14 protein-coding genes are annotated in these 14,355 nt (G+C 64.5%); 10 read left to right on the top strand and 4 right to left on the bottom strand.

Features of this window, described 5'->3' with window-relative positions; all coding sequences use genetic code 11:
* Positions 1–568: 568 nt before the first annotated feature.
* Positions 569–766: a hypothetical protein gene (locus Q376_RS24970; protein WP_155834389.1), complete on the bottom strand. Its 198-nt coding sequence runs from the start codon at positions 764–766 to the stop codon at positions 569–571.
* Between the two features lie 301 nt (positions 767–1,067).
* Between Q376_RS24970 and Q376_RS0116485 the strand changes: the two genes are divergently transcribed.
* Positions 1,068–1,733 carry a nucleoside/nucleotide kinase family protein gene (locus tag Q376_RS0116485; RefSeq protein ID WP_245598982.1) on the top strand — a complete coding sequence of 222 codons (666 nt, stop codon included), beginning with the start codon at positions 1,068–1,070 and terminating at the stop codon, positions 1,731–1,733.
* 4 nt (positions 1,734–1,737) lie between these two features.
* On the opposite strand, the gene Q376_RS24100 is transcribed toward Q376_RS0116485, so the two are convergent.
* Complete coding sequence (locus Q376_RS24100) at positions 1,738–2,943, bottom strand: D-apionate lactonase family protein (RefSeq protein ID WP_052365442.1); 1,206 nt, start codon at positions 2,941–2,943, stop codon at positions 1,738–1,740.
* A complete protein-coding gene (locus Q376_RS23125) occupies positions 2,940–3,671 on the bottom strand; it encodes a D-apionate lactonase family protein (protein ID WP_155834388.1) in 732 nt (243 codons plus the stop codon). Before Q376_RS23125 ends, Q376_RS24100 begins: the two co-directional genes overlap by 4 nt.
* Positions 3,672–3,884: 213 nt before the next feature.
* On the opposite strand from Q376_RS23125, the gene Q376_RS0116475 reads away from it, so the two are divergent.
* The 5 genes from Q376_RS0116475 to Q376_RS0116455 all read left to right on the top strand — a co-directional run bounded on the left by Q376_RS0116475 (position 3,885) and on the right by Q376_RS0116455 (position 9,426).
* The gene (locus Q376_RS0116475; protein ID WP_027351242.1) at positions 3,885–4,586 is read left to right on the top strand and encodes a DUF2291 family protein; all 702 of its coding nucleotides are present in this window, start codon (positions 3,885–3,887) and stop codon (positions 4,584–4,586) included.
* Complete coding sequence (locus Q376_RS23120; protein ID WP_052365437.1) at positions 4,583–6,160, top strand: sugar ABC transporter ATP-binding protein; 1,578 nt, start codon at positions 4,583–4,585, stop codon at positions 6,158–6,160. Before Q376_RS0116475 ends, Q376_RS23120 begins: the two co-directional genes overlap by 4 nt.
* A complete protein-coding gene (locus Q376_RS0116465) occupies positions 6,157–7,230 on the top strand; it encodes an ABC transporter permease (RefSeq protein ID WP_052365435.1) in 1,074 nt (357 codons plus the stop codon). Before Q376_RS23120 ends, Q376_RS0116465 begins: the two co-directional genes overlap by 4 nt.
* A 39-nt stretch (positions 7,231–7,269) precedes the next feature.
* Positions 7,270–8,223: a D-ribose ABC transporter substrate-binding protein gene (locus tag Q376_RS0116460; RefSeq protein WP_027351240.1), complete on the top strand. Its 954-nt coding sequence runs from the start codon at positions 7,270–7,272 to the stop codon at positions 8,221–8,223.
* Between the two features lie 78 nt (positions 8,224–8,301).
* Positions 8,302–9,426: a Gfo/Idh/MocA family protein gene (locus Q376_RS0116455; RefSeq protein WP_081803615.1), complete on the top strand. Its 1,125-nt coding sequence runs from the start codon at positions 8,302–8,304 to the stop codon at positions 9,424–9,426.
* Between the two features lie 19 nt (positions 9,427–9,445).
* Here Q376_RS0116455 and nanR read toward each other — a convergent pair whose 3' ends face one another.
* The gene (gene nanR, locus Q376_RS0116450; RefSeq protein WP_027351238.1) at positions 9,446–10,153 is read right to left on the bottom strand and encodes a transcriptional regulator NanR; all 708 of its coding nucleotides are present in this window, start codon (positions 10,151–10,153) and stop codon (positions 9,446–9,448) included.
* A gap of 582 nt (positions 10,154–10,735) precedes the next feature.
* Here nanR and Q376_RS0116445 point away from each other — a divergent pair.
* The 4 genes from Q376_RS0116445 (at position 10,736) to Q376_RS0116430 (ending at position 14,159) form a co-directional block, all read left to right on the top strand.
* A complete protein-coding gene (locus Q376_RS0116445; protein WP_027351237.1) occupies positions 10,736–12,079 on the top strand; it encodes an MFS transporter in 1,344 nt (447 codons plus the stop codon).
* Between the two features lie 51 nt (positions 12,080–12,130).
* A complete protein-coding gene (locus Q376_RS0116440; protein ID WP_027351236.1) occupies positions 12,131–12,940 on the top strand; it encodes a sugar phosphate isomerase/epimerase family protein in 810 nt (269 codons plus the stop codon).
* A gap of 19 nt (positions 12,941–12,959) precedes the next feature.
* Positions 12,960–13,832, top strand: a complete 873-nt coding sequence (locus Q376_RS0116435; RefSeq protein WP_027351235.1) for a phosphogluconate dehydrogenase C-terminal domain-containing protein — start codon at positions 12,960–12,962, stop codon at positions 13,830–13,832.
* A 78-nt stretch (positions 13,833–13,910) separates the two neighbouring features.
* Positions 13,911–14,159, top strand: a complete 249-nt coding sequence (locus Q376_RS0116430) for a GlsB/YeaQ/YmgE family stress response membrane protein (RefSeq protein WP_027351234.1) — start codon at positions 13,911–13,913, stop codon at positions 14,157–14,159.
* The last annotated feature ends 196 nt before the right edge of the window (positions 14,160–14,355 follow it).

Genomic DNA, 14,355 nt, shown 5'->3' with positions numbered 1-14,355 from the left:
TTCGACGAATTCGTGCGCATCCCGAAAATTCGACGGCGAGGCACGGCGCAATCGCAGGTTGGCGCGAGATATGGTTCGACTACCCTCGTTCCTCGGGTGCTCACCGCGAACGGGATTATCGACTGCTCCCGCGCTCAGGGCGCTTACTCTGAGCGGGAGTTATCCACTGCTCTCTACGTTCTTGCACACGAGCCTGCGAGCGATATGCACCAAGGATCGAAGTGACCGCTCGTTTTCCGACAGGCACGGACGCGCGATGGACAGGCTTGGAAAGCGAAGGAGCATTGATCCACGCTCCAATCAGTCACGATGGAGTTCGAAAGAAGCGTCGCGGCTCTGGCCGATAATGGGCCGATGCGAAAGACAATATCAGCCGGCATCATCGGATTAGGAAAATATAGCACCTGGACCCGACCGGGCCATGTCCAAAAGTCACTTATTCAGCTCAACAGCGGCACTTTTCGAACCTGGGACGATTACATCCCCGCCTCTTCTTACATCGGCGGCACGAAAGCGAAATCAACAGGGGAAACGACATCGAGTTGATCCATTCGATCGACCGCCCGGTCTAACTCTGACGCTCCGCCATGAACCATTCGACGATGGTAGAGGCAGCTATGCCATATTCACTCATCAGCGCGTGCAGACGGGATTCAAACTCTTCTTCACGCCTGGCTGGCGATTTCTTTTCATCCAGTTCGCGAAGCATCTGCCCGAACTGTTCTTCCAGTGACCATTTTTCTTTGACTGACAGGAATTTCGACACGAGAAGCTAACCTCGGACCGCGTTGCCGACACTTTGGTTTATGGTGGCTAGACGGCTAAGTATCAAGGGGGGGAGGCGTCATATGTTAGCACAGCTTCCCGGCCACGCCTCAAACATCGCAAGTGAATTCGTTGCAGCTACCGTACCGCAAAGCGCTGAGGCAACCGCGCATCGCAGACACTGCGACCCGGACCAGAACACCCTGGCACCCGGCCACCACCGTATGGGGGCTCGGAGATCAGGACACATTCAGCTAGGGTATATTGCCTGACCCCAAACCGTCATCACAAGGAAGATCCAAGTGCTCGATCATCACGCCGGCCTGCACGCTCGGCCACCCGCTCCCCCACTGCCCGCGGCCCTGATCGAGCGCGCCGCCGCCCTTTGCACACCCGGGCAACGGCGGCTGCTCGGCATCTGCGGCGCCCCCGGAGCGGGCAAGTCGACCTTCGCCGAAGCACTTGTCGCCGCCCTGGGAGAGCGCGCCGCCATCGTACCGATGGACGGCTTCCACCTCGCCAATCGCCAGCTCTCGAGGCTCGGTCGCATGGGACGCAAAGGCGCACCGGATACCTTCGACATCGACGGCTATCTGGCCCTGCTCCAGCGTCTGCGTCATCAGCGCACCGATGAGGTGGTCTACGCGCCCGCCTTCGAACGCGAGATCGAAGAGCCAGTGGCCGGCGCGATCGCAGTGCAGCCCGAGGTCGAGCTGGTGATCACCGAGGGCAACTACCTGCTGCTCGAGCAGCCGGGTTGGAACCGCGTAGCGACCATGCTCGACCAGAGCTGGTTTCTCGAAGTCGACGACGGCCTGCGCCGAGAGCGGCTCGAAAGCAGGCACCGACGCTTCGGCCGATCGCCCGAAGCCGCGCGGGATTGGGTCGAACATACCGACGAACCCAATGCGCGCCTGATCGCCGCCAGCCGCGGCCGGGCCGGGCTGATCGTCGGCTGGGGCGACTGAACCGCTACGCCGGCCCGGCTCGATCGGCCAGTGCGACATCCAGGCGCAGCGAAGCGAAGGGGGACAGCGCGATCGTGGGGGCCTCCTGCCAACTGCCGTACTCCAGTGAACCGAAATCGGCACAGAGTCTCTCGACGCAGGAAAGATCGAGCGCGGCGCCTCGCTCCACCCGCGCCCCGGCCAGCTCGATCTCGAGCGGTTCGCTCGATAGGTTGGCCAACCACAGCTCGCCCTTCGCCGAGGACTCGTGCCAGCCGACCGCGGCAAGCCTGTTCCCGCCGGCGTGCCCAATCTCCAGCGCAGGTCGCCTACTGCCGCGCAGGACTCCCTCGAGCACCAGGTAGAGCGGATAGGGATGGAACTGCGTCGCGGGCGCGAAGGGCGCGCCCAGCGATGCCAGGCTCAGGGCATCGACGCCACCGACCCGGCTGATCTCGGCAAGATAGCCAAGCGCCCAGGCGGCGGCGAAGAGACCGCGCTGGCGAGGATCGCGCTCGCTCAGGGTGACCCTTTGCAGGCCATCATTAGGTGTCAGCCGCCGGCCATAGGGATTGGTCCAGGCGCCGATCGCGCTGGTGGTGATCCGATAGGGCTTGCCAGGCGCCAACGCCCGACATGAACGAACGATATGGGCAAGGCTCTCGAGACTTTCCATCACCGACCGATCATCCGCCGCGTGGATGATCGGCGAGGTGGCATGGGTGATGAAATCGATCGCCTGGGGATCGGGCCGGCAGCGGTTGAGTTCGGTGAAGTAGGTCGGCGTACCGCCGCCCAGCGCCAGCTCGGGAAAGCGCCTCCGACCGAGCGCCAGGAGTTCGGCGGGCGAAGGCCCACTCGGCCAGACGGCATCGGGCTGGTAGCTCTTGAGATAGGCCGCCGGGGTGAGCAGCAGACCCGCGACCGGGCTGCCATCGAGCCTCGCTGCCAACCGCTCGAGCACGGCTTCGGGCCGGTCGTCGGGCAGCACCAGATAGAGCCAGGCCTGGGCTTCGATCTTGGCGCAGAGCGCCATCGCAGCGTCCAGGCGAGCTTCCCAATCAGCCCTGCGCGCATCGGCCAGCAGGTCGAGATGGGCAGGACGCAGCAGCTGGCCCAACCGGGTGGCGAAAGCCGGATCGAACGTCTCGAGCCACAGCCCACAGCCGAGCGATGGCAGCACCCTGACCTGATCCGCCGCGCGCAGCTGGACCCGCAGCGAAGCGCTCATCGCCCGGTGCTCCGGTCGATGATCTCGATCGTCAGCCGCTGCTCGACCCGATCACCGGCCTCGATCGCATAGGGGGTCGGCCAGGCCAGCGGCCGATTGTAGGTCTTGAACGAAGCGTCCGACCAGTTGCGCTGATCCTCCATCTCGAATACGTCGCCTTCGAAATGCAGCCTCAGTTCGATCTCGTCGGCCGGCGCATGGCGCAGCGTACGAATGGAAAAAAAAGGCTGGCAGGGGCTGATCAGCTCGGGAAACCGGCTCTCGCTCACCGTGCCATCGGTATGGGTCACGCTGACCGGTGCCCCGACCACTCCGTGCAACGGATGCAGTACGGTGATCCCCGCCCGGCAGGTGGCAAAGCGCCGGCGGGCATCGAGCACCGCCTCGACCACCACGCTTCGGGCTTCTAACCGTACGCTGAAACGGCTGTCGAGCAAGGTCGAACCATCCAGATGATCCTCGATGCGACAAAAGTGCTCGATTTCCCACCCCTTCGATCCGTGCCGAAGCGTCGAATCGACCACCGTCGGCGCATAGCTGCCCCAGTCTTCGTCACGAATCACCAGCGAGACCGCGCGAACCAGCTCATGCCCATTCCAGCTCAACGCCCGAATCGTCTCGCCATACCAATCGAACCCCAACGGGCCGAGATCCACCCGACGCGGCAGAGTCGGCGGCTGCTCGGTACCGTACAGCCACTGCATGGCACTCTTGCGTACACACACCATGGCGCCTCCTCGTCACGATCCGACGGCGCGCGGCATCCTCTCCAACGATTGGAACGTCGATGGAGGACTAAGCGCTGCGGGAGAGAATGTCGAGCGGGCGAGCGGCGGGCAATCACACCTTAGGATGATCGACCATTGGTATGATGACATCATCTCGATCAGTGCGCTTTGATCAGCCATCCAACATCCGATCATCATCCTGCGGAGAACACGATGGCGACCTATCGATGGCGACTCCCCTTCCCCATCCTGCCCATCGCGCTGGTGGCGCTGTCGCTCGTACTGCTCGAGTCGACCAGCGGCCCATTGGTCACCCTGCGTCCGCTCGATCCCGATAGCGGCCGGGTGATACGCGATACTGCGGCCAATAGCGCAGGGCTCGATCAGAAGTTCGCGGTCGGCAGTTTCGACCCCGCGACCTACGTCGATAACCAGTGGAGCACGCAGGTACTCCCCACGCTCGAGCGCGCCAAGCTCGACGCAGCCACCCTGTTCGCGGCCCTTGCCGAGGACCCGGACGGCGCTCGCCAGCGATACGGCCAGCCGAGCGGCACGCCGCGCTATGTGATCGAAGGCAGCGCCCGTGTGGTCGAGGTGCGCACCGATACGCCGATGGGCGTGGTCGTGCTCGAGCTCGATGGCGTCGACACCCCGGCCCAGCTGTTCGCCGGTCCGCTGGTGGTCGATACCTCGCTGCGCGACGCGATGGAGGGCATGGGACTCGACAGCTTCACCAACCAGATGCAGTTCGCCGACGTCGCCCAGGCCCTCAACCAGCGCGCCCTCGCCCAGGCCTATGCCGACCATCCAGCCAGCACGCTGGAGGGCCAGCGGGTGCGCTTCCTCGGAGTCTTCGACTTGAGGCCGAGCGGGCCCCAGCGGATCGTGCCGGTAAGCCTGGAGGTGGCGCCATGACGGCCCCGGCCGAACGGTGTCGGGACGATGATCCCAGGATCGTGCTCAGCGCCCGTGCGATCCGCAAGGCCTATCCGGGCACCGTTGCGCTCAAGGGCGTCGACTTCGACATCCACCATGCCAAGGTCAACGTGCTGATCGGCGAGAACGGTGCGGGAAAATCGACGCTGATGAAGATTCTCGCCGGTATCGAGCAGCCGACTTCCGGAACGCTCCACTACCGCGGCGAGGCGCTGCATCTCGCCCATCCCCGAGAAGCGATCAAGCGTGGCATCGGCATCGTCCATCAGGAGCTGAATCTCTGCGCCAACCTCAACGTCGCCGAGAACATGTTCATCGGCAAGGAACTGAAAGGCCCCGTCGGCACCGTTCGTCTCGACCGGCAGCGCCGCATCGCCACCGAGGTGCTGACGCGGATGGGCCAGCGGATCAACGTCGATGCGCTGGTCCAGGAACTCAGCATCGGCGAGCGCCAGATCGTCGAGATCGCCAAGGTGCTGGTCTCCGAGGTCGACGTTCTGATCCTCGACGAGCCGACCTCGTCACTCAGCAAGGCGGAGGTCGGGGTGCTGTTCTCGCTGATCGAGGAACTCAAGCGCCAGGGCGTCTCGATCGTCTACATCTCGCACCGGCTCGAAGAGCTGATCGAGATCGGCGACACCTTCACCGTGCTGCGCGACGGCAATCTGGCCGGTACGGGAACGGCGGGCGAGGTGACGGTCGACTGGCTGGTGACACGCATGATCGGGGCGCAGATGGAAGGGCCGCTGCGCGACGGGCGCGCCGCCGCCACTTTCGCTGATCGCCCGGTGGCGCTGCGGGTCGAGGGCCTCGAGGCGAGCGGGGTCAATGGCGGTCTGGCGCTGAAACGGCTCTCGTTCAGTATCAAGCGCGGCGAGATCGTCGGCTTCTACGGCCTGATGGGTGCGGGTCGAACCGAACTGTTCGAGACGTTGATCGGCCTACGCCGCGCGCTGGCGGGCACGATCGAGATCGAGGGCCAACGCCTCCCCCTCGACGGCACCATCGCCGAACGGATCCGGGCAGGCATTGCGCTGGTCCCGGAGGATCGACAGAAGCTGGGCCTGGTGCCCAATCGCTCGGTCGCCGACAACCTGCTGCTGGCCAACCTAGAGCGCTATGCAGGCATCACAGGGCTGCGCTCGGGCAGGATGCGCCGCGACGTATCGCGCTGCATCGATGAGCTGATGATCAAGGTATCCGATCCCGACGTGCTGGTCTCGACCCTTTCCGGCGGTAACCAGCAAAAGGCGGTGCTGGGCAAGAACCTGCTCACCGAGCCCAGGATACTGCTGCTCGACGAGCCGACCCGAGGGATCGACATCAAGGCTCGGCGGGAGCTGTTCGAGGTGATCGACCGCCTGGCCGAGAGCGGGCTTACGATTCTCTACGCCTCCTCGGACCTGGGAGAGATCATCGGCGGTGCCGATCGCGTACTGGTCATGAGCCAGGGCCGAATCACCGCCGACCTGCAACGCGAAGAACTCACCGAAGCCCGGCTGGTGGCCAGCTCGCAAGTCCAACGACGAGACACGCGCAAGGAGAGTGCATGATGACGGATTCGATCGGTACCACGCCGCGTGCCGGTGCCAGCCATTCGTTCAGGTCGCTGCCGCTGCTGCTGCTGCGCCTGCGGGCCTACCTCGCGCTGATCTTCCTGGTCGTGCTGTTCTCGCTGGTGGCGCCGTCGTTCCTCTCCTCGCGCAACCTGGTGATCGTCGCCGAGCAGGTCGCGGTGTTCGCCATCCTCGGTATTGGCATGACCTTCGTGATCCTCGCCTCGGGCATCGATCTTTCGGTCGGCTCGATCGCCGGGCTCTCGGCGATGATCACCGGCTACCTGATCAGCGAAGGGCTGCGGCTGCCGTTCGTCGACGTCGCCGTGTTCGCCCACGTGGTGTTGGTCTGCGCCGCCGCCCTGGCGATAGGCACCCTGGTCGGCATGATCAACGGCTGGTTCATCACCCGGCTGCGGGTCACGCCATTCATCATGACCCTGGGCATGCTCTACGTCGCCAGGGGCGCGGCGCAGTTGGTCTCCGACGGCGCCACCTATGGCGACCTGAGCGGCCAGGCGGCGCTCAACAACGAAGGCTTCCTGCTGCTCGGCACCGGCCGGCTGCTGTCGGTGCCGATCCCGATCTGGTTGATGGTCGCGCTGGCACTGGTCGCGATCTACGTCACCCGGCGCACCGTATTCGGCCGCCAGGTCTTCGCCGTCGGCGGCAACGAGCGCGCGGCCGAGCTCTCCGGCGTCAGGGTCAACCGGATCAAGATCGGCACCTACGCGATCTCAGGCTTCTGCGCCGCGCTCGCCGGTCTGATCATCGCCTCCCGCCTCGGCGCCGCCAACCCGGCCATCGCCACCTCCTATGAACTCAACGCCATCGCCGTCGTCGTGCTCGGCGGAGCCTCTCTGTTCGGCGGCGTCGGCACCATCGGTGGCACCTTGGTCGGCGCCTTCGTGCTCGGCGTGCTGAGCAACGGCATGGTGCTGGTCGGTATCTCGGACTTCTGGCAGACGGTGATCACCGGCGCGGTGATCGTGCTGGCGGTGGTGGTCGACCAGCTGCAGCGCCGGGTGGAGAAGTCGATGTCGGAACGTAGAGCCAGGCAAGCCTAGCCGCCCACCATTCGTTCGGTCACCCAAGGAGCGACAACCATGCATCGCCAATCGCTGATCAGCCTCACCCTCGCCGCGGCGATGGGATTCGCAGGCCACGCCGCCGCAGATTTCTCTCCCGCGGACCACTTGATCACCGTGATCACGCCACCGCCGAGCAATGCCTTCTACAAGGCGGAAGCAGACGCGGCGCGTGCCAAGGCGACCGAGCTCGGTTACCGGGTCAAGACGCTCGACCATCAGGATGACCCGGACGTCCAGCTGCGCCTGATACAGACCGCTCTGGGCGAAGGCAGCAGCGCGATCATCCTCGACAATGCAGGCTCCGACGCCTCGGTAGCGGCGGTGAGACGAGCCAAGGATGCGAACGTCCCGGTGTTTCTGATCGATCGTGAAGTCAACGCCAACGGCGTCGCCACTGCGCAGATCGTCTCGAACAACTCCCAGTGCGCTACCTCGGTGGCGGAGTTCTTCGCCGAGCAGGTCGGCTACCAGGGCAACTACGTCGAGCTGCTCGGACGCACCTCCGATACCAACGCCCACGTCCGCTCTGAAGGCTTCCACCGTGTGCTGGACCAGATCCCCACCATGACCATGGTCGCCCAGCAGTCCGCCAACTGGGACCAGACCCAGGGCTACAACGTGATGCAGTCGATCCTGCAGGGCAATCCGGACATCGTCGGCGTGCTCGCCGGCAACGACACCATGGCGCTGGGCGCGGCGGCCGCGCTGCGCAATGCAGGGGCCGACGATGTGATCGTCGTCGGTATCGATGGCAACCCGGACGTGATCCGCCAGATCGCGAACGACGGCACGATCAAGGCGACCGGCCTGCAGCAGGCGACCAGAATGGCGGAAATGGCGGTCGAGCAGACCGATGCCTACTTGCGCAGCGGCACCACCCAGCTCCCGGAGAAGCAGTCGGTCGACTGCGTGCTGGTCAGCAAGGAGAACGCCGGGGACGTGCTGCCCGGCGGGTTCGGCATGCGCTGAACATCGGCGCCATCCAAGCCCGCAGCGCTCGATCCAAGCCATGGCCGAGTATAACGAGGGTAGGACGAGGAGAAAAAGATGACCCAGATCAGGACGCTGCGCGGCGTACTGCGCGCCCCACGCGACACCGATGATGAAGCGCAAAGCGCACGACCTCAGGCACCGCTGCGCGGCGCGCTGCTCGGCTGCGGCTTCTTCGCCGAGAACCAGCTGCGTGCCTGGCGCGAATTGGAGGGCGTCGAGATCGTCGCACTGTGCGACCTCGATGCCGCGCGCCTGGAGCGCTTCGCCGCTTCGTTCTCGTTTTCGCCCAGCGCCTGCTATACCGAAGCCGAGCGTCTGCTTGAGGAGGTCGCGCTCGACTTCGTCGATATCGCGGCGCCGACCAGCGCGCATCGGTCACTGATCACCCTCGCCTGCGCCCATCGCGTGCCGGTCATCTGCCAGAAGCCTTTCGCCACCGATCTCAACGACGCCCGGATGATGATCGCGGCCTGTACGCGGGCCGGCGTCTCGCTCACCGTGCACGAGAACTTCCGCTGGCAGGCGGCCGTGCGCGAGACCATCGACGCACTGCGCGACGGTGCGATCGGCGAGCCCTTCTTCGCCCGGATCAGCTATCGCAGCGGCTTCGACGTCTTCCGCGCTCAACCCTACCTGGCAAGAACCAAGCGTTTCATCATCGCCGACCTGGGCATCCACCTGCTCGACATCGCCCGCGCGCTGTTCGGCGAGGTCGACCGGCTGGGCTGCCAGACGCGACGAGTCTCTGCGGATATCGAGGGTGAGGACGTGGCAACGATGATGCTGGCCCATGCCAGCGGCGTGACCTCGATCGTCGACTGCAGCTACGCGACCCGGCAGAGCGAGGATCCCTTTCCCCAGACGCTGATCGAGATCGACGGCGAACGGGGTTCAATACGGCTGCTCGCAGGCTTTCGCCTGCAGATCGATCGGTTGCGCGACGGCCGGATCGAACGAACCGAACGCCTCGTCGCGCCCAGCGCGCCGAGCTGGAGCACGCCTCCCTGGACGCCGATTCAGCAGAGCGTGGTGCGCTTCCAGGCGGACTGGCTGGCGAAGCTAAAGACCGATGATCTGCCCGAAACCCACGGCATCGACAATTTTCACACCCTGGCGCTGGTCGAAGCCGCCTATCAGGCGGCCGAGGAGCGCAGGATCGTGATTCCCCAACGCTGGTAGCGTAGAAGCCCAGCGCCCCTCAGCCGCCGCCAACGGCGGTGAGATGATCGCGCATCGCGCGTACGGCACCTTCGGCGTCGCCCTGCTCGATCCGCTCGAAGATCCGCTCGTGCTCGGCGATCGATACCTCGGTGCCCTTGAAGCGCAGCATGTCGCGGCGGTAATCCGCCATCCATTCGAGGATCGCCTTCGCCACCGCGAGGTAGATAGGGTTGCCGCTGATCCGCGCGATCTCCAGGTGAAAGGCCATATCGGCGGGGATGAACTCGGCGCGCGGCGCATCGCGCAGCGTACGCATCCGCTCGAGCGCCGCTTTGAGCCGCTCGAGCGCCTGCGCATCGGCACGTTCGGCGACGATCCGCACCAGGCCGGTTTCGAAGAACACCCTGGCCTCACGCAGGTGATCGACGCTTTCCGCCGAGGTCGAAAGCAGATGGCGAGCGCCCACGTCGAGCTGCTGGATCAGCGCGTGCATGTCGAGCTGGCGCACCTTCGCCCGCTCACCGTGCTGGATCGAGATCATGCCCATCGCCTCGAGCCGCTGAAGCGCTTCGCGAACCACTGGACGGCCGACGCCGAAGGTCTCCATCAGTTCGCGCTCGGTGGGCAAAGGGTCACCCGGCGCATAGCCCTCCTCCCGAATCAGCTCGATCAGCTGCTCGAAGACGATCTCTGACAGCTTTCGCCTCGCGACCGGGCGCTTCTTCAGCGGTTTAAGCGGCGGCATTCAGCATTTCACTCCTCTAGCGTGAATCGACTTGCGCTCATCGCTCGCAGCGCCGGATGGAACCACCCGGGCGGAGAACGATTCATCCTACACCGGCCCCGCGTCGAGCCACGAACGGCCAAGCGGCCAGAGACAGAAACCTTAGGATATTCGACCATTGGTATGATGACATCATCATGCTCAGTGGGTTTTCATACCCTGAACGCAGCGCCAGGGAATCAAACCCAAGCTCAGCGCTCGATCATATGATCGACGCATGACACTATTTGCACTTTATTCCACCGTGAAGCACTCAACGCGACATGGGGGATTGCTTCGCCTAAAAAATTCCTCAATACACTGATTTTAATAGGCATTAAAAAAACCACCGGATCTTGGCCGCCGGACCGGACCCAACACTAAAGTTGTATATAGCTCCATGGCGAGCGGATGGATACTCACGACCAGACCAATCATATGATCAAACATCGATCATATAATCATGAATTGGCTCTTCAGAGATCGGCCATCGGTACCGGATGGGCGCCGAGTCGAATGTCTCCACCCGCCAAGGCAGCAAGACGGGCTGCCGCAGGAGTCACCGTGAACCACCATCGGCTGCAATCGGAGGTCGAGAAATCGGCGATCCGCAAGGTCTCGATCAGGCTGGTGCCGTTCGTCGCCTTGATGTTCTTCATCAACTTCCTCGATCGCACGGCGATCTCCTTCGCCGGCCCCAACGGGATGAACCAGGACCTCGGCCTCACCGCCGCGCAGTTCGGGCTCGCCTCGGGCATCTTCTTCATCGGCTACATCCTGCTCGAGGTGCCGAGCAACCTCGCGCTGCACAAGTTCGGCGCCCGCAAATGGCTGGCGCGGATCATGGTCAGCTGGGGGATCGTCTCGCTGCTGTTCACCTGGGTACAGAGCGTCGAGGGTCTCTACGTCCTGCGTCTGGCGCTTGGCATCGCCGAGGCGGGCTTCTTCCCGGGCGCGATCCTGTTTCTGAGCATGTGGGTGCCTTCGCGCTACCGCGCCAAGGTGCTCGGCCTTTTCTATCTCGCCCAGCCGCTGACCACGGTGATCGGCGCCCCGCTCGCCGCCTCACTGATCGAGCAGCACGGCCTGTTCGGCCTCGAAGGCTGGCGGGTGATGTTCCTCGGCGTCTCGCTGCCGGCGATCGTGATCGGGATCGTCGCCTGGTTCTACCTCGTCGACCGCCCGATGGACGCCCGCTGGCTGACAGAAGAGGAGCGCCGCTGGCTAAGCGACGAACTCGAGCGCGAGCACGTGGAGAAAAGCAGCGGAGCGCACCATCCCAGCGTACGTACGGTGATGTTCAACGGCCGGGTGTGGGTGCTGTGCATGATCTACTTCGGCTTCATCTACGGCCTCTATGCGCTGGCGTTCTTCCTGCCGAGCATCATCGCCGGGTTCCAGGCCCAGTTCGGCACCACCTTCAACGTGATCGAGAAAGGGCTGATCACCGCGATCCCCTACCTGCCGGCGGCGGTGGTGCTCTACTTCTGGTCACGCGACGCCAGCCGGCGCGGACTTCGCAGCTGGCACATCACCCTGCCGGCACTCGCCGGAGCGGTGAGCGTGCCGATGGCGCTGTACATGAGCTCGGCCTTTTCCACGGTGCTGGTGCTCACCGTGACCGCCTGCGCGATCTTCTCCGCGCTGCCGACCTTCTGGACCCTGCCGACACGCTTTCTGACCGGCGCCTCGGCGGCGGCCGGCGTGGCGCTGATCAACACCATCGGCAACCTGGCGGGCTTCAGCGCCGGCTACCTGACCGGAGCACTGCATGATCTGAGCGGCGGCTACACCGTTCCGATGTTCGTGGTCGGCGGCTTCATGCTGCTCTCCGCCGTTCTGATGCAGCTACTCGACGGCGCGGACAAGCGCGCGCTTCGCGATACCCGGACCGCCTCCAATGCCTGACCACCCAATGCCGCGCCGGGCGGCGCAACGGCCACAGCAGGAGACAGCGACATGGCGATCGGCCTGAGCACCTATGCTTTTTTCTGGCGCGCATCATCACGCGTCAGCAAGCCACTGAGCATCGAGGCGATGCTCGAGGAGTGCGCCGAGCTGGGTGCCGGCGTGTTCCAGATCTGCGATTACCCCGCGGTGGAGACGCTATCGTCCCAACGCCTCGAAAAACTGCGCCTGCGCGCCGAGGAGCTCGGCGTCGAGCTCGAGCTCGGCACCAGGGGGATCGGCCGCGCCCCGCTGGATCGCTACCTGGATCTCGCCGAGCCCCTTGGCGTAAGCCTGCTGCGCAGCATGCTCTACAGCGCGGACCACCGCCCCACCGCGCTCGAGGCCCGAAAGCTGCTCGGCGAGGCGGTACCGCGCTTCGAGGCCCGAGGGGTGAGGCTCGCACTCGAGACCTACGAACAGGTGCCCAGCGCGGTGCTGGTCGATCTGGTCGAGCGGATCGACAGCCCCTTCCTCGGCATCTGCCTCGATCCCGGCAACTGCGTCGCCGCGCTGGAGCGCCCGGTCGATGTGATCGATGCCTGTGCCGCGAGGGTCCTCAACCTGCACGTCAAGGATTTCGCCTTCTCGCGTCGTGACGGCTGGGTCGGCTTCACCTTCGCTGGCTGCCCGCTCGGCGAGGGGCTGCTGGATTACGCCTACCTGGACCAACGGATACGTCCCCAAGCCCGCGGGATCAACCAGATCGTAGAGCATTGGCTGCCCTGGCAGACGGACGAGGCGACTACTTGCCGTCTCGAGGCCGAGTGGACCCGCCATTGCCTCGATTACCTCAAGACCTACCCCTGTGATGCTCACTAACGCTCCAAGGAGCCCGATGATGACTCTCCAGACCCAATCCATAGTATTGATCGGCGCCGGCGGCAAAATGGGAATGCGGATCTCCGCCAACCTGCAGCGCAGCTCGTTCGACGTCCGCTACTGCGAAAACTCCCCATCCGCACAGGCGCAGGTGACCGCCGCGGGCCGTGAACTCTGCGACAGCGATGCCGCGGTACCGGACGCCGACGTAGTGATTCTCGCGGTCCCGGACATCGCCCTCGGCGCGGTCTCGGGCGCAGTCGTACCCCAGATGAAAAGCGGTGCGGTGCTCTTGACCCTCGACCCGGCGGCGGCCTACGCCAACCTGCTGGCCAAGCGCGAGGACATCCACTACGCCGTCGCCCACCCGTGCCACCCCTCGGTATTCCTCGAGCGCTACACCAAGGAGGAGCATGCCGATGCGTTCGGCGGTGTCGCCGCGCCCCAGCACGTCGCTGCCGCGTTCGAACGCGGCAGCGACGCCCAGCGGGCCGCGCTGACCGAGGTCATCCGGGTGATGTATGCGCCGGTCGAGCAGGTTCACTGGGTGACGGTCACGCAGCTCGCCTACCTCGAACCGACCCTGGTCGAGACCGTGGCCTGCATGGTCGGCACCTTCATGAAGGAAGCGCTCGAAGAAACGGTCAAGGCGGTCGGCGTACCCCGTGAAGCCGCCGAGGCGATGCTCTATGGACACATCCAGATCGCCCTGGCGGTCGCCTTCCGCAGCACCAACCCGTTCTCCGACGCCTGCATGATCGCGATCGACTACGGCAAGGAGACGATCATCAAGCCGGACTGGAAGAAGATCTTCGACCAGCGCGAGCTGGACAAGGTGATCGCCCGGATGCTGAAAGTGGACAAAATCGAACGGCCCACCGAGACGGTCTGAACGCAATCCGCCACGATTCCTTTCCCTCGGCCTAATAGCTACTACAATCAACACGTTCTCTAGACTAAGGAGGGTGCAATGGGAATCATCTCGTGGATCGTGTTCGGCCTCATCGCAGGCATCATCGCCAAGTTCCTGATGCCCGGCAGGGACGGCGGAGGCTTCATCCTGACCATCGTGCTCGGCATCGTCGGCGCAGTGGTGGGCGGCTGGATCAGCACCGCGCTCGGCTACGGCACCGTCGACGGCTTCAACCTCGGCAGCTTCGCGGTCGCGGTGATCGGTGCCTTGGTAGTGCTGTTCATCTATCGCAAGATCGCCAAGTAGCCCCATCGGGCCGTCACGATGCAAGGCGCATCGGGCGGATCGCAACCGGATGCCCCGTCTCGAGAGAGACGGGGCATCGCGTTTCAGACTGCTGACAAAGCATTTGAAGATGCCACGATGGCTTCCAGCCGCCTCCGAGAGCGCGCTGGCCGGCAATCGATTGCACCGGGGTTTGCGACATGGATGTCGCAAAAGG

Source organism: Halotalea alkalilenta DSM 17697, assembly GCF_000621205.1.
Lineage (GTDB): Bacteria > Pseudomonadota > Gammaproteobacteria > Pseudomonadales > Halomonadaceae > Halotalea > Halotalea alkalilenta.
This window is presented reverse-complemented; position numbering and strand designations above follow the sequence as displayed.